At 64.0% G+C, this 14,669-nt stretch carries 15 protein-coding genes; 7 read left to right on the top strand and 8 right to left on the bottom strand.

All coding sequences use genetic code 11. The features are described from left to right. Nucleotides 1-34: 34 nt before the first annotated feature. From DKM19_RS10275 to DKM19_RS10260, 4 genes are all read right to left on the bottom strand, one after another. The gene (locus tag DKM19_RS10275; protein ID WP_110695495.1) at nt 35-703 is read right to left on the bottom strand and encodes an RloB family protein; all 669 of its coding nucleotides are present in this window, start codon (nt 701-703) and stop codon (nt 35-37) included. Further along, nucleotides 703-1,938 (bottom strand): ATP/GTP-binding protein, encoded by a 1,236-nt coding sequence (locus tag DKM19_RS10270; RefSeq protein ID WP_110705621.1) that lies wholly within the window; start codon nt 1,936-1,938, stop codon nt 703-705. The genes DKM19_RS10275 and DKM19_RS10270 overlap by 1 nt, the downstream gene beginning before the upstream one ends. A 299-nt stretch (nt 1,939-2,237) precedes the next feature. Beyond that, nucleotides 2,238-2,474: a DUF397 domain-containing protein gene (locus DKM19_RS10265; protein WP_239514182.1), complete on the bottom strand. Its 237-nt coding sequence runs from the start codon at nt 2,472-2,474 to the stop codon at nt 2,238-2,240. Beyond that, nucleotides 2,471-3,334 (bottom strand): helix-turn-helix transcriptional regulator, encoded by an 864-nt coding sequence (locus DKM19_RS10260; RefSeq protein ID WP_162641402.1) that lies wholly within the window; start codon nt 3,332-3,334, stop codon nt 2,471-2,473. The genes DKM19_RS10265 and DKM19_RS10260 overlap by 4 nt, the downstream gene beginning before the upstream one ends. Nucleotides 3,335-3,578: 244 nt before the next feature. Here DKM19_RS10260 and DKM19_RS10255 point away from each other — a divergent pair, with 244 nt between their 5' ends. From DKM19_RS10255 to DKM19_RS50595, 3 genes are all read left to right on the top strand, one after another. Continuing rightward, the gene (locus tag DKM19_RS10255) at nt 3,579-3,935 is read left to right on the top strand and encodes an ATP-binding protein (protein ID WP_162641401.1); all 357 of its coding nucleotides are present in this window, start codon (nt 3,579-3,581) and stop codon (nt 3,933-3,935) included. 572 nt (nt 3,936-4,507) lie between these two features. Then, a complete protein-coding gene (locus tag DKM19_RS10250; RefSeq protein WP_110695492.1) occupies nt 4,508-5,257 on the top strand; it encodes a class I SAM-dependent methyltransferase in 750 nt (249 codons plus the stop codon). A gap of 4 nt (nt 5,258-5,261) precedes the next feature. Next, nucleotides 5,262-6,812 (top strand): ATP-binding protein, encoded by a 1,551-nt coding sequence (locus tag DKM19_RS50595; protein ID WP_204358739.1) that lies wholly within the window; start codon nt 5,262-5,264, stop codon nt 6,810-6,812. A 69-nt stretch (nt 6,813-6,881) separates the two neighbouring features. On the opposite strand, the gene DKM19_RS50590 is transcribed toward DKM19_RS50595, so the two are convergent. After that, entirely contained in the window at nt 6,882-7,037 is a 156-nt protein-coding gene (locus tag DKM19_RS50590; protein WP_204358738.1) for a hypothetical protein, read from the bottom strand. Between DKM19_RS50590 and DKM19_RS50585 the strand changes: the two genes are divergently transcribed. The 4 genes from DKM19_RS50585 to DKM19_RS49370 all read left to right on the top strand — a co-directional run bounded on the left by DKM19_RS50585 (nt 7,023) and on the right by DKM19_RS49370 (nt 11,209). After that, nucleotides 7,023-7,910, top strand: coding sequence for an SUMF1/EgtB/PvdO family nonheme iron enzyme (locus DKM19_RS50585; protein WP_204358737.1), 888 nt, complete (start codon nt 7,023-7,025; stop codon nt 7,908-7,910). The two genes, DKM19_RS50590 and DKM19_RS50585, sit on opposite strands and share 15 nt — an antisense overlap. Continuing rightward, nucleotides 7,910-8,185 carry a hypothetical protein gene (locus DKM19_RS10240; RefSeq protein ID WP_110695491.1) on the top strand — a complete coding sequence of 92 codons (276 nt, stop codon included), beginning with the start codon at nt 7,910-7,912 and terminating at the stop codon, nt 8,183-8,185. The genes DKM19_RS50585 and DKM19_RS10240 overlap by 1 nt, the downstream gene beginning before the upstream one ends. Further along, the gene (locus DKM19_RS10235) at nt 8,182-9,399 is read left to right on the top strand and encodes a hypothetical protein (protein WP_110695490.1); all 1,218 of its coding nucleotides are present in this window, start codon (nt 8,182-8,184) and stop codon (nt 9,397-9,399) included. The genes DKM19_RS10240 and DKM19_RS10235 overlap by 4 nt, the downstream gene beginning before the upstream one ends. A 652-nt stretch (nt 9,400-10,051) precedes the next feature. Further along, the gene (locus DKM19_RS49370) at nt 10,052-11,209 is read left to right on the top strand and encodes a hypothetical protein (protein ID WP_162641399.1); all 1,158 of its coding nucleotides are present in this window, start codon (nt 10,052-10,054) and stop codon (nt 11,207-11,209) included. Nucleotides 11,210-11,373: 164 nt separating this feature from the next. On the opposite strand, the gene DKM19_RS10230 is transcribed toward DKM19_RS49370, so the two are convergent. The 3 genes from DKM19_RS10230 to DKM19_RS10220 form a co-directional block, all read right to left on the bottom strand. Further along, on the bottom strand, nt 11,374-11,916 hold the full coding sequence (locus tag DKM19_RS10230) for a GIY-YIG nuclease family protein (RefSeq protein ID WP_110695489.1): 543 nt from the start codon (nt 11,914-11,916) through the stop codon (nt 11,374-11,376). A gap of 102 nt (nt 11,917-12,018) precedes the next feature. Beyond that, on the bottom strand, nt 12,019-13,302 hold the full coding sequence (locus DKM19_RS10225; protein WP_110695488.1) for a Gfo/Idh/MocA family protein: 1,284 nt from the start codon (nt 13,300-13,302) through the stop codon (nt 12,019-12,021). A 74-nt stretch (nt 13,303-13,376) separates the two neighbouring features. Then, the gene (locus tag DKM19_RS10220) at nt 13,377-14,639 is read right to left on the bottom strand and encodes an ABC transporter substrate-binding protein (protein WP_110695487.1); all 1,263 of its coding nucleotides are present in this window, start codon (nt 14,637-14,639) and stop codon (nt 13,377-13,379) included. Nucleotides 14,640-14,669: the final 30 nt, after the last annotated feature.

Genomic DNA, 14,669 nt, shown 5'->3' with positions numbered 1-14,669 from the left:
CATGAATATGCGGAGGCAGATATCGAGAGCGAGGTCAGTAAGCTGTGACGCCCATACCGTGCTCCACGAAGCGGTAGACGTTGGTGTAGGGATCCCTACTAGGCAGTGCAAGATGCTCGGGATGTTGAGCGTTCATCTCCAATGCACGCTTCCAGGCGATCGCGAATCTGTCACTGATCTGTTCGGAAACGACATGCTTGATACCGCCCGGCACCTGGTAAAACTCCTGAGGAAGCCGCCGCGCGACCTGACCGCAGACACCGCCGAAGGCGCCGTTGACCGACTTCAGGTGCAGCAGCCGCCAGACCTCGAAGCAGGGATTGGAGAAGGCGATCTCAACTCCGCAGTTCTTCGCTCGCGTCAGCAAGCTGTTCAACTCGTTTTGATCTCGGCCATCATGGTCGAAGATGCACCAGACCTGTGTCTGCATCGACTGCGGCAACCCCGCCTTGCTGTCCTCGTGTCTCTTCTTTTCTAACAGCTTGACGGCCTGAATGAGGAGGTCAGAAGGGGTACGTTTGGAGTCTGACGCCCGCTCATTCGCAATGTGGACATTGACCGGCACATCCACCAACGCTTTGACCACCTCAATATACTTCGGCTCGGTGACTTTACCCTCAGTAAAAACGAAGACGGCGCGCTGACGCCGGTTTCCCCTAGGTGCCGGGAGAAGGACGTCTTTGCCCTTCGCTCTCTTAGCCATCAGCGTTGACCCGACCCCCGCCTGACCGCCATCCGCCTGGCGATCTGCCCCTCCAGTAGATCAGGTACCGCCCCGAACGCCCCCTCCAGGTATGACACCGTCAGGTTCTCCTCCTCTCCTGGCTGTGCCTCCGTCAGGGCGTACAACTGTGTAGCACCATCCTTGTCCTTCTCCGTCAGCCAAACCTGCTCCGGTGCCAGCAGACGCTCACCACTCGGGCTGCTCAACAGGGAGGCATCATGCGAGGTGAAGATTAGCTGCGCGCCCGCTGGGTTGGCATCCGGATCGGCGAAGATACGGATGACCTCGGCCGCCATCCGGGAGTGCAGACTGGCGTCCAGCTCATCAATCAATAGCACCGCGCCCTCATCCAGGGCTAGCAGTATCGGGCCGAGTAGCGCGAACCAGGACCGGGTTCCGAAAGACTCGTGCTGCCAGTCGAAGGCGACTTCTCCGCCGTCAGCCGACCGGTGCAGCAGTCGGACCGCGTGTGACCGCCCTGCCTCCCCCGGCTCGACCTCGGCACCGGTGATGCCCAGGTCCGCAACCCGCAGCAACTCCCGGATGCGCGGGCCCTGCTCACCCTCTAACTGCGTCGCGGTAAAACTCTCCCTGTCCTTCCGCTCCCCCTCCGGACCGATGGACCACAGGTTGCGCCGGAACCAGTGGAAGAGCACGGAAAGCTGCGGATGGTTGTCCGTACCGGCCGTCGAGAGTAGCAGCGTGTCGGGGCGCGTGCGGCGGGCTAGCTGGCCACGGTCCTGGATCCGCTTCCCGGGCCAGCGGTAGGGCTCGGACCGGGAGGCGTCCCGGTCCAGCCACTCCTGACGGCGGCCCCGAGGATAGCTGTGCACCCACTCGGACTCGACCCGCTCCGCGCCCAGCTCGAAGCCGTACGTCCAGCGCACGCCGTCGAGGACAACGTCGACCTCGAAGAAGGACGGTTCGTACGCGCATTTGGGAGCCAGGCCGAATACATGGCGCGGGATACCTTGGCGCGAGGCCCAGCGCGCATAGGAGTCGAGCACCGCATCCCGCATGTCGCACAAGGCGGCGAGAATATTGGACTTCCCCGAAGCATTGGCGCCGAAGATACCGATCAGGGGATACACCCTGATGGTTCCGTCCGCCAGCTTTATCTCGCGGGCGGCATCCGCTTCTAGTGGCGCGACAAACGTCAACTCCTGCTCATCCCGAAGGGATCGCACATTCGCGGTCCTGAACCTCAGCAGCATGCCGTCCACCTCACATGGCACAGCGTAGTCTCAAGCAAGATCTTCCACGCCTCACCTCGGTACTTAGTGTCGGCACGCGGATACGTGCAGCCGCGGATTCGGCGATGCGCACCACGACGAGCGCCTGGCAGAGACGGAAACGGTGTTGTTGGTGAACTCGATTAGCCCGGCACCGCTGGGTGGGGAGCCTTGCCCTGCCGCAGACATCCGCCAACAGCGAGCGGGGCCGCCCATGGGTGAGTCCACCCGCGTGGTCAGCGGCGTTCGCCATGCCGCCTCGCCCGGATGATCCTGCAAGCTCAGGAACGCCGGAGTTCGCCGCGCTCGATGCCTCCGATAAAGGCGTTGTACTCGGCGTCGGTGAACAGGTGCGGCGCCTTCTCCGGATTTTTGGAGTCGCGCAGGGCCACAACGCCCTCGTCCAGGAAGGCGACTTGGACGCAGTTGGTGCCGCCGCTGCTGAGGCTGCTGATGTGCCAGCGGGCGTCGCGGAGCTGAGTTTCGATCCAAGCTGGGTCGAGGGTGTCCTTGTTCACGAGAGGTCCTTGGCGATCGCGGTGAGGAGTGGCAGCGAGGCCTTCTGCGACAGGGCGTCGGACTTCAGAAGGTCGCTGGTGGTGCGGTAGAGCTCGACTGTCTCGGGCTCGTTCAGGTGCAGGGAGGCGCGCAGGGACTCAATGCACACGAGGTCGCGCCCGGCGGGAAAGGACATGAGCATGAAGGGCCCGTCCATTCCCGCGTGGGCTCCGGCGGAGAACGGCAGGACCTGGATGGTGATGGCGGGGTTGGTGCGGGCAAGGTGCATCAGATGCTCGACCTGAGCGCGCATGCAGGCCCGGCCTCCGACTTCCTGTCGCAGTAGACCCTCGGGAATCACCGTCCAGACCTTCAACGAGGGCTGGCGTTCCAGCATGGTGCGCTGGTGCTCCAGCCGCAGCGCGATGAAGCGGTCGATGTCTTCGGGGGTCTTCCAGGCTCGGCTGCCTTCGGTGACCGACCGGGCATAGCCCGGGGTCTGGAGCAGGCCATGGACCGCGAGGGGGTTGAAGACGAATAGGCCGTTGGCACTCTCCAGCTGGGAGAGATAGTCGCCGAGCGGATCATCGACCACGCCTTCGTAGCGCTGCCACCAGTCGGCTTCGCCAGCTCGACGCACGAGGTCGCGGAGTTCTTCTCGCAGCGCGGCATCGGTGATGCCGAAGACTTCGAAGAAGTGGGGAAGCTGCTGGATCTTGAGTGCCTGCAGCCCATTCTCGATCTTGCTGATCGTCGAGAGGGACTGGTAGCCGAGATGGCTCGCCGCCTCTTCCTGGGTCCAGCCGAGGGCTTCGCGGATGCGTCTGAGTTCTGCGCCCAGACGGCGGCGTCGCGGGGTGGGTTCGACGGGCACGTCCACCTCCTTCCACGTGGGGAAGCGTAGTGCTCGGGTCAGCGCGAGGAAACGCAATTCTCTCTGCAGGAAAGACTTTCTTTGGAGAATGACTTGCCTGGAGGGTAGCTCGCGCTGCATCATCAAGGCGTGACGACGGAAAGTGTCTTCTCAGTCACAGAAAGCCATGGTCGCCGGATCTGTCCGCCCATCCCCCTGGAGACGTCCCATGCCCGTTATGACGGCTGATCCCGTACGCCAATGCTCCATGGTGCTTACTCGGGTGTACGCGGAGGTGATCGGGCCCGTTCGCGAGATCGTCCGAATTCACCTGCGAGTTTGGCGCAAGAGCGATCTGAGCTTCACAGCCGAGCTCGGGGTCACCGAACTGCTGACCAACGTTCACAAGCACACCCGCGGCGGCTGCGAGGTGCTGCTTCGCGAGACCCCGGACGGGATCACGATCGCCGTCACCGACTTTGACGACACCCTCCCGGCCGTGAAGGAACCAGCCCTCGACGAGGAGGGCGGCCGAGGGCTGTTCCTACTGTCCCTGCTCACAGATGACCTGGAGATCGAGCCGCTGCTGGGCGGCAAACGCGTGTGGTTCCGGCTACGCGAAGGCTGAGACCCACGCGGACGCCCATATGAGCTTCGTGTTCTCAGCACTGACGAAACACCGAAGTGGTGCGAGGTTGTGGATGGGGACCGAGACCCGGCCGCAGTCCCCACCGTTCCGGGCAAACTCCATCAAGCCAAATCGGGAAACCCTGGATACGGGAACGCGCGAAGGGCTGCCGCCGACGGACCTGCTCCCCAAGGACACCGTCGCAGCTATCCCACCAGGATCCTCAAGTACCAACCAGGTGGATAAGGCCGTCGCCTTCGCGTTGCTGACACGCAGCGACAGTTAACCGCCTGGCCGCAGACCGGTCCACGCTGATAGCTCCCCCGTGCTGAGCGTGGACCTTCCAAGAGGCCGGCGTCTATGGACCTGATCCCATCCTTGTCCCAGGCGCCGGCCTCCCTGATGTCTCACTCTCTGGTTCTCCGCACCAAGGGGTGGGTGAGATCCGCACGAGAAGATCTCAGACGCCGTCGACCGAAACCCCTCACACGGACTGACCGTTCCTTGACTGGCGTTGCCACTCGTCGGATGCTGAGGCTTGCCCTGGTGCCTCGGCTTGGAGGGAACGTCTCGTGCAGAGCGATGTCACGCGGGCTCACTACGACCGCCTGGCGGACAAGTACGACGAGAACTGGGCCTACAGTCCGGAGTTCATCCAGTGGATGACCGCCGCCATCCTCAACCGGCTACGCCTCAACCAAGGCGACCTGGCGATGGACCTCGGATGCGGGACCGGCCTCTACTCCCGTGGTCTGGCGGAGCACGCGAACGCGGTGGTCTGCGCCGACCCCTCCCCCGCGATGCTGGAGCAACTCCCCGCCGATGAGCGTCTGATCCCACTGCATGCGGGAGCCGAAGACCTCGCCGAAGGACGGATCACACCGCCACACGACGGCTACGACGCCATCCTCCTCAAGGAGGTGCTCCACCACGTCACCGATCCACCGCAGGTCCTCACCGGTCTGACCCGCCTCCTGCGACCGGGCGGACGGATCCTCGTCGTCATGCTGCCGACGACCATCGACTACCCGCTGTTCGGCGCGGCGCTCAAACTCTTTCAGGAACGGCAGCCCGACCCCGCCAGCATCGCCGCCGCGATGGAACACAGCGGTCTGCGCGCCGAGCTGACCTACGACGAGTTCCCGCTCGCGTTCACCGTCGAGCGCTACACGCGAATGGTCCGCAACCGGTATATGTCGCTGCTGGCCAGCTTTGATGATGCCGAACTCGAAGCGGGAATCTCCGAGATTCACCGCAAGCATCCCGGCCCCGAGATACGGTTTCCGGACCGGTTCGCCTTCGTGCTCGGCGTGAAGGGCTGAAAGCGTGAGCATCGAGCTTGACACCCGTCTGTTCCAGCTCAGAAACGAGCTGGACGACCACTCCCGGGTCGCCCGCCATCTCGGCCTCGACTTCGAGCGCCCGATCAAGTCCCTCGGCGACGGCTACCCCGAGAACGCCATCGCCCTGGTCGGGAAGATCACCGAACGGATCCTCAAGCAACTCTGGCGACACCACAATGTCCCCGGCGACCCAGGAGGAAAGGCGCTGAGCGAGCTGATCAAGGGTGCGCAGCCGTACATCCGCAGTAGCACCGTCCTCGACTCCCTCCGCGACATCCAGCGATTACGGAACCGCTCCGCCCACGACGGCTACGACATCGCCGACGAGGACGGGTTGACCGCGGTGCGCCGCCTGCTGGACGTGCTGGCGTGGTTCGGCAGCACCGGCAGCGGCATCCTGAGCGGGGACGTGCCCAAGCTCGCTCCCGAGGTGGCCGCCAAGGCGGAGTTTCTCGCGGGGTTGTATCTCACGCTCGGCTTCCAGCCGGTCAAGCGGTTCGAGCTGTCCCGTAACACCGTCTACCAGCTGTTTTTCCGCGAGCGAGGCCTGCGCAGCGAGTATGTCGAGCTGTTGCTGAGCAAGAACGTCGAGGACGTGGTCCAGGTCCTGGACGCCACCGACGGCGAGCTGCTGCAGACCCGGCTCCCGAAGCTCACCCGGTTCCTGATCCTGGAGGAGAACGGCGCCGGCCAGACCTCCAGCCCGCTGGGCGGCGACTACCGGATTCTCACCTACGACCGGTTCATGGACGCGTTCGTCGACCTGGACCGGCATCTGGCCGACGTCGTCGGCACCTACCCGCAGCTGCTGGACGCCGGGCGGCTGACGATCTCCGGGGATCTGCTCACCACCGACGAGCGTACGGGCGAGCAGCAGGTCTCCCAGGTCGGCGCGGCCGATCGGCTGCTGGACGAGGTGGCGGCCTCGGGCGGGAACCTGCTCATCGTCGGCCGGTCGGGCAGCGGCAAGACGACGTTGCTCAAGCAGCTGGTCGCCCGGTCGGCCACGGCGAGCCGGCGGCGATACCGCTTCTACTTCGACATGAGCCTCAAGCGACGGGATGAGGAGTTTCGCGAGTTCGTCACGCGTATTCTCACCCCGTACATGGCCGTGGAGAGCACGTACGTCTTCGACGTGTTCCACTATTTCGCCCGCTCCGGCTCGGTGCTCTGCGCGCTGGACGGCATCGACGAGGCTGTGCCGTCGACGACCCAGGCGGGGTTCCTGGAGCTGTTCGCCGAGATCGCCCAGGTCCTGTCCGCCGAATCGGCGGTCATCACCACCTCCCGGGTCTCCTTCCTTGAGGACTCCCCGCAGGTACGGCGGCTGCTGGACGGCACCGCCCTGGTGTCGGAGAAGCTGGTCCAGCAGCTCCACGCCCAGGGCGTGAACCCCCTGCTCGTGCCGCGCTTCTCCGCGCTGCGCCTGCACGACGTCACCGCCGCCGCCTCGCCCCTGGAGATGCGCCTGGCCGACGACCTGGATCTCGACCGGGACCGGAGTCTCCCCCACCTGGCCGAGCTGGCCTGGTAGCACATCACCCAGGTCACGGCCTCGGCAGGCCTGACGCCCGCCCTGCCCTCGATCACGACCTACTTCGGGTCAGCCTTTCTGCGCGGCCGTACGGTCTTCACGCTCGTCGATCTCGTTAACGACCTGGGCATCGAGCTGTTCGAAGGCGGGCGGATCACCTATGACGCCTTCCGGCTCCGGGCGCTGTTCCGGCTCGCGGGCCCGTCCGCGGTGGCCTTCGTCCACTGTGCGTACCAGGAGCTGCTGGCCGCCGAGCATCTGCGGGAGACGGCCGACCGGGAGGCCTCCCCCGAGGCGAGCCCGCGCCTGACCGAGCAGGTTCGCGAGTTCCTCTACCGGCGGTCCAGCCGGACACCGGCGGCCTCCACCGACGACTGTGTCCTGCCCGCGGGTGTCTACCTGGTCGGGCCGAGCCACCATCTGATGCTCCGGCACGTCGAGCGGCCGGTCCGCTTCGATCGCTTCCCCGTCACGGTCGGCCGCTACAACCGCTTCCTGGAGGCGATCCGCCGGGACGGCTCGCAGCGGTGGGATCACCCGGACAAGCCACCGGAGTTCTCCCACGAGCCGTGGCAGGAACGGCTCAAGGTCCAGACGTACTTCACCGACCCTGCATACGAGAACCATCCGGCGGTCTGCGTCAACTACTGGAGTGCCTACGCCTTCGCCCGTTTCGAGGGCAAACGCCTGCCGACCTCCCTGGAGTGGGAGGCCGCCGCGCGGGGAACCGACGGCCGGTTGTTCCCCTGGGGCGACGACATCGACCTGGACATCGTCAACTCCGCGGACTCCTGGAGCGGCCATCAGCTGATCACCTACGAGGCGTGGCGGGAGGAGCTCGATCGCGGGAGGTTGAGCCAGGCCATGCCCGGCCCGGTCGACGCGCACCCCGGCAACGTCTCCCCCCTCGGGATCCGTGAGATGGCCGGGAACATCTGGGAGATCACCGGCACCGTGCTCGACGACCTGAACGAGGTGGTCATCTGCGGCGGCTCCTACGACAACCCCTACCGGGCACTGCAAACCTCGTCCAAGGGGTTGTGCCGGCGGCGGGTGTGCAGCAACGCGGTCGGTTTCCGATGCGTCGAGGAGCTGTGATGAGCGACGAGGAGGCCGGCAGCCAGCGGTTCGGCTACATCGTCGACCGCATGCCGCACGGCAGCGGGCACGGCGGTCGCCAGGGCACCTACATCGTCCGCGACGCACAGACCGAGGCTCACCACTCCTTCATGTACGCCGACATCGTGACCGAGGGATTCCGTACCATCCGGACCGGTGAACGGGTGCGGTTCCTGGTGGATCCCGAAGACGCCGAGCGCGCGTGCTACGTCATCCGCCTGGACCTGCCGGACGTCGAGGACTACTACCGGTGACCCGGATGGCGCGGCAGGCCCTGGTCGTCGTCTACGAGGCCCGCTTCCCCGCCACCCCCACCTGGGCGCCGGGGCCGCTGATCCTCCGGCATCGCCAGGTCCGCTCCACGGCCGAGGCGCGCGGCGAGTACTACAGCGTGAAGGCGGCCCGCATGCTGTACGGCGACACGACGCATCCGAGGCGTTGGCACGACGACTCCCACCGCGTCGTCGGCGACGTCGAGATCACGGGTGTCGAGGCCCTCCGCGTGACCGACGAGCCGGATGCCTGCGGGCTGGTGGCAATCCATCTGCGGCCCAGGCGAGGAACGCCCATCGCGTTGCTGCGCGCACTGGCCCGCCGCAGGGACGCCCCACCCGCCGATTTCGACCCGCAGGAACTCATCGACGGCCAGGCCAAGATCGAGCCGGGTGGCCGGCCCTTCACCGTCTCCTTCGTGACCCCGGCCAGGCAGGGCCTACCGCGCCTGTACCGGCAGCCTCGCTACTGGCGCTGGGCGCCCGCCCTCCAGTGGCTGTGGGCCCTGGCCTCCCGGACCAACCTGGCCGACTATCCCCCCGATCCCCAGAACCTCGAACCGTCAAACGACGAGATCATCCGGCTCTCCAGTGACTGGCACGCGGTTGTCCTGCGGGATGGGATGGGCGTCGTCGGCATGCGGCCCGACCAGGGGCGAGACGACGCGTTCTTCGGCTACGCGGAGCTGTATCTGCGCTCGATCTATCTGGACGCCGTACTGCTCGGCATGCTGCAGAAGCAGGGGCTCACCCACTTGGAGGAGCGCATGGCCGCCGCGCTCGACTCCTCGCTCTTGGCGACGATGGCCGAGCTCGAACGCGAGGTCAGCGCCTTCCGGCGCCGGCTGTGGGCGCAGTATCTGACTCCACACGGGGCCCCGAACCAGCTCCTGAGTGCCTACCAACGCCAGCACTCGCTCCGCGAACGCTTCGAGCAGATCCTCACCGAGATCAGCGACTTCAACCGGCTCACCCGCGACGACGAGAGCCGCAACGTCAACAGCGCCGTGGTCGTGTTCACCATCGTCACTGTCCCCGCCGGAATCGCTCTCGCGCTCCTCCAGGTCCTGGAAACCGACGAACCCTGGATACTCGCCGCAGTGGCTGCCGCCTGCATAGGACTCACTGCGCTCCTCCTGCGCACCCGCTCCGCCCGAGTAGCTCTCAGAGCACTACGCCGCCGCTTCACCCCCTGAAAAGGCAGCCAATCCCTTAAAGCGGGACAAAATTGTTCAGGTTGAGCAACAAGTTAACTTATTTACCATTTGCCACATTTTGTCACCTTGTGATGCATTTGCCATAATTTACTCTCGATGATCTTAAGAAGGAGCGTCTCCGACAGTCGCAATCGGGCGATTTCCGCTAAGTCTCCCTTCCAGTTGGGTGACGAAAATATCGCCGAACATTATGATTTCTTTTAGGAGCCTTGCGGCGGCATCACCTATCAAGATCGCACCGTGCTGTGTCAAGCGGTCTTCGGTTGAACGGAGTAGATCCATTGACCCGGCGCACGAAGTCGGTTATAGCACTGGTGTTGATCACGCTCTGTCTTGGTGGCGGAGTGTGGGCCTGGTTCCTATCTAGCCGGACTCTCGCGGAAGCAGATAACTGGTCCAGCATCCTCTCAGGATTTGCCAGTCTCGCCTTCGGTGTGTCTGGTCTAGTTTTTGGGTTTCTCGCGATCCGCAAGCCACCATCCCCTCCAGTTATCCCTAAACCACATAGACGCCCCACTGCACCTAGGCCAGATTCAGCAACTAGTTCGAGATCCGTACAGGTCGGTGGGGACGTTCACGGTCCAGTTATTACCGGCGATAACAACACCATCGAGCAATAGGCGGAGTACTGATGCAAGACCCCCGTCCGGCCGGTGATTCATCGGTCAATATTCAGGGGAGCGTTCTTGGCCCAGTTGTAACAGGAGACGAAAATACTCTTATATTTGGGAATTTCTCCCGACGCCAACAGAAAGCGATATGGTCCATCCTTTCTCTGATTCTTCTAATTGGTACTACCACGATCATATTCATCATTGGCGATTACGGTCAATCCGAACGCTCAACACCTGTACAGATAGGTGCGTACACCGTTGTCCTAAGCGGAAGTGCTATTGGGAGCGCAAGATTTGACCAACAAGGCGAGTTGCGCATCCGCAAGTCAACCGATCATCTACCTTATGAATTGTGCCTAAAGGTAGGAAATCCTTGGGGAGCGCCTGCACCAGGAGCTATTTGGTTTGGAACCAACGGCACCTGTTTCGGAAGTGGTCTTGATGCGGCAGTGGTTCACATTCGAGAAAACAACGGAGAAACCCTTATCACGCCTGTGGATCCACCCCCAACGCTTAAGCAAAGCATGAACTCATTCACCGCTACACCTGGAATCTTGGCAGGCGCTTATGTACCCGATCGAGGTGAGATACGATTCCGCACTTCGGCATCTAAGATTGAAGGAGCATTCAGCCTTCAAGGACTAGATGCGTTCGGTAGGAGCACGAGAGGAACTTTTACTGCTACGTTGACAGCCTCACTGGTCTCCGATGACCCTGAAGCGTTAATATCCTCACCGATAGAGCCCGTGCCTTACGCCAGCTCTAAGAAATCAAACCCTGATACATACAAGGCTAATGGCAAGCGCTACACCGTCAAGAATATTATTTCCTTCAAACAGCTACAAGGGAGTGCGGAGTTCATTAAGCGCGCCCAAGCGCGCTTTACTGGAGCAGTTTTTGTAATAGACAGTCGCGAAGGCGGCAGTTTTGTCTATGATCCTCCTGATTCCAGGAGTGACATCTTTCCAATCATTGGAACGGTCGTAGGCGTCAATCCAGTATACATATTGTCTGGCCAACAATCTTCTGAAGACTTAACGGCCAAGGCCACAATCAACGGAATGTTAGATATTAGCGGTAGCGAACCAACCATTACAATAACCCTTACAACCACCGGAACCACAACTACCTCCTACGAAGTAGGGGCCATATTGCAGTTGCGAGGCATTAATTAATTAGATCATCCTGATACGTCTTCTTTCATATCTGATCCCGCTGCAAACAGGAGCCGAAGACATCCGAAGAGTGGATCACGCCGTCGCACGACGGCTCACCCATTTCGTCAAGGAGGAAAATTGCATCTTGTGGCACACGGCACCAAACCCACCATTCCACACGGTCAGATGAGAATGGGTAGCTCACGCGCCCTCGTGCGTGCAGCTGCCCGCAGACTCGTCAGGTGGGCATGAAACTTGTTGTTCCGGTTCTGGTCCAGGTTGAGCGGCAGGTCCAGCTCTGCGATGAACGCGGACTCGGCGGTCCACGGCTCCGGGTGGAGCAGCCAGCACACCCGAGCGTTCTCAGCCATCCACTCCGTGAGTTCCTGCTCTCCGGTCTTTCCGAAGGTAAGCCGCTTCCCGCTGCCAACGCGGCGGAGTTCGAGCCCGAGCAGGCAGCCCAGAGTCAGACGCAGGGTGGAGCCCTCGGCATTGCCCCGGAAGTGGTAGCGGACACGCGTTCGTAGATTCTGCCTACTCTTGTGCGTGGCCATCCGGCGCGGGGCGATACCCACGTAGAGAAGCCGGCCGGCCGGTAGTCCCGCGCCCGGTGAGTGGTTGAAGTGCCACCCGTAGACACCGGGAGCCGCCGGGAGGACATTCGGCTGCGCCAGCAGGTCAGCCGATCGCCACAGTATGTCCGGCTTAACGAGGGCGGTGTGCATCGCTTCTCCCAGCTGGCCCCCCGTCGATTCAGGGAGCGCTGGATCATGCTACTCAAATCACCCTAAAAGCCCAGATGTCATGCGAGACATCGCTCCAGAGTCTCAGTCCGCGGGCCGGGTGCCGTCCTCGTTGAGGAGAACGGGTGTGCCGGTCGCGGCGGACAGGTTGGCCGAGACCCCGATCATGACGCTGGCGACACCCGCGTGGTGCCCTGCCTGCCGCCCCAGGGGGTCCTCGCCGGCACCGCGGAAGACGTCGTTCAGCAGGAGCGCGTCGCCGCCGCCGTGGCCGCCCGCGCCGGAGGAGATGGCGATCTCCTCCGGCTCGCTCCAGTGCCGGTGCAGGACGAGCCGCTCGGAGGCGCCGACGGCGTGGGCCTTGTCGGCGGCGGTCGGATCGATCGCGGCCTGCGGCGGGGTCCAGGCGCGTTCGACGACCTCCAACTCCAGCCGTCCCTCGGTGCCGTTGACGGCCACCCGGTAGCCCTCGAAGGGGCCGTGGGCGTTGAGGGAGTAGCTGAGCGTCGCTCCGCGGGAGTAGCCGACGAGGACGGCCATGTTGTCCTCGATGGTCACGCCGTCACCGAACACGTCCTGGTCGCGGATGTAGCCGTCCTCGTGCTCGGCGTCCAGGTAGAGGCGCTTGAGCCGGGGGTCGGCGGAGAGGTCGAGGAGGTAGGGGTCGGTGCCGAGTTCCGGCGCGCCGAGAGCGCGTTCCGGCCGGTCGTGCAGGCCGCGGGCGCGGGCGTTGTCGGCTCCGTAGAACCGCAGCGCCGACCGGGCGTAGACGGAGCGGGCGGTGTCGGCGAGCCACCAGTTGACCAGGTCGAAGTGGTGTGTGGACTTGTGCACCAGCAGGCCGCCGGAGTTGGCCTTGTCGCGGTGCCAGCGGCGGAAGTAGTCGGCTCCGTGGATGGTGTCCAGCACCCACTCGAAGTGCACGGAGGTGACGTCGCCGATCGCTCCGTCGGCGATCAGCCGGCGGACGGCGCTGTTGCGCGGCGAGTAGCGGTAGTTGAAGGTGACGATCAGCCGGCCGGTGCTCCGCTCGGCGGCCTCGATGATCGCCGCGCAGTCCTCCGCGGTGGTGCAGAGAGGCTTCTCCACGATGACGTCCTTGCCCGCCTCCAGCGCGGCGACGACGTAACGGGCGTGGGTGGCGTCGACGGTGGCGACCACGACGGCGTCCGCGAGTTCGAGCATCTTGCCGAACTCGTGCGGCGCGAAACACGGGACGTCGCGTCCGATCCGGTCGAGGTAGTAGCCGAGCCGGGTCCGGTTGACGTCGCAGAGGGCGACGATCTCGCCGGTGTCGCTCCACTCGCCGAGCAGCGCGTCGATGTACAGCTGTACTCGGTGGCCGAGCCCGACAAAGGCGTATCGCATCAAGGACTCCATGAGTGAAAGCCGGCGTGCCGTACGGCTCGCGCCGAGCCGTACGGCACGCCGGCGGATGCCGGTTACTTGGTGAGGGCGGCGTTGGCCTCGGTGAGGAAGGTCTTCGCCGCGTCGTCCGCGGAGGCCTTCTCGAACAGCACCGAGTCGGTGGCGCGCTTGAGGATGTCCTCCATCTCCATGGAGCCCTTCGGCGGGATCGCGATCGGGCTCAGCTCGCTCCTGATCGAGTCGATGAAGGTCAGCACCTTCTGGTCGGCCGGGGTCAGCTTGTCCTTGATGGCGGCGACGACCTTGGGGTTGGTCGGCAGGCCGCGGTCGCTGAGCAGGATGGCGCCGGCCTCGGGGTCGTTGACGAGGAAGTCGACGAACTTCTGGGAGGCGTCGGCCTTCTCGGTCTTGGACGAGATCGTGTAGTACATCGCCGGCTGCAGGAACATGCCGGCGGTGGTCGCGCCCTCGGCCTTCGGCATCCGCAGCAGGTCGAGTTCCTGGCCGGAGCCCTTGCTCAGCGTGGTGAGCTGGTTGCTCCACCAGCTGCCGAACGCGCTGGCGTTCGTGGCGAGCAGGGCCTGGTCGACGTTGGTGCCGGTCTCCAGCATCTGGGCGGCGCTCGGACCGGCCTTGGTGGAGATGATCTTCTGCAGGAGGATCCACCAGTCCTTGATGGTCTGCTCCGACATGCCGATCTTGCCGTCCTTGTAGAACTGCTCCCCGCGCTGGGCGGCGAACAGCTGCAGGAAGGCGGGGTTCTCGTTGTACTCGGTGCCCCAGATCTTGCCGTCGTTCTTCTCGGTCACCTTCTGGGCGATCGAGATGTATTCGTCCCAGGTCCAGGCCGTGTCGTCCGGGACCTTCTGGCCCGCCTTCTCCACCGTCGCCCTGTTGACGATCATCGGGAAGGCGTTGACGCCGGTGGGGATGGCGTACTGCTTGCCGTCGACCTGGCCGGCCTTGAGCACGTCCTGGTCGAGGTCGGCGGTGTTGACCTTGCCGGTGAGGTCGGCGAGGGTGGCGCGGCCGGCGTACTCGGCGAGACCGCGGATCTCGATGGACATGACGTCCGGGGCGTCGCCGGCCGCGGTCTTGGTGGCCAGCTTCTCGTAGTAGCTGTCCCAGTCGGAGAAGTCACCTTCGATGTCGATCGTCGGGTTCTTCCCCTCGAACGTGGTGATGGCCGACTCCGTCAGTTTCTGCCGGGCGTCGCTGCCCCAGTACGAGAAGACGACTTTCGTCTTCCCGCCGGAATCACTGCTGTCGTCGCTGCCGCACGCGGTGGCCGATATCGCGACCAGGGTGATGGCGGCGGCCGCCAGAATGCGCTTCATCGAGATACCTCCGGGAGATGGGGGGTGGGA

The sequence above is a fragment of the Streptosporangium sp. 'caverna' genome (assembly GCF_003203775.1).
GTDB classification, from domain to species: Bacteria; Actinomycetota; Actinomycetes; order Streptosporangiales; family Streptosporangiaceae; genus Streptosporangium; species Streptosporangium subroseum.
This window is presented reverse-complemented; position numbering and strand designations above follow the sequence as displayed.

Excerpts from the sequence above, each read along its gene's own strand:
- DKM19_RS10275 (WP_110695495.1), bottom strand. The coding sequence starts at position 703 with ATGGCTAAGAGAGCGAAGGGCAAAGACGTCCTTCTCCCGGCACCTAGG.
- DKM19_RS10270 (WP_110705621.1), bottom strand. The coding sequence starts at position 1,938 with ATGCTGCTGAGGTTCAGGACCGCGAATGTGCGATCCCTTCGGGATGAG.
- DKM19_RS10240 (WP_110695491.1), top strand. The coding sequence starts at position 7,910 with ATGAGCGACGAGGAGGCCGGCAGCCAGCGGTTCGGCTACATCGTCGAC.
- DKM19_RS49370 (WP_162641399.1), top strand. The coding sequence starts at position 10,052 with ATGCAAGACCCCCGTCCGGCCGGTGATTCATCGGTCAATATTCAGGGG.
- DKM19_RS10230 (WP_110695489.1), bottom strand. The coding sequence starts at position 11,916 with ATGCACACCGCCCTCGTTAAGCCGGACATACTGTGGCGATCGGCTGAC.
- DKM19_RS10225 (WP_110695488.1), bottom strand. The coding sequence starts at position 13,302 with ATGCGATACGCCTTTGTCGGGCTCGGCCACCGAGTACAGCTGTACATC.
- DKM19_RS10220 (WP_110695487.1), bottom strand. The coding sequence starts at position 14,639 with ATGAAGCGCATTCTGGCGGCCGCCGCCATCACCCTGGTCGCGATATCG.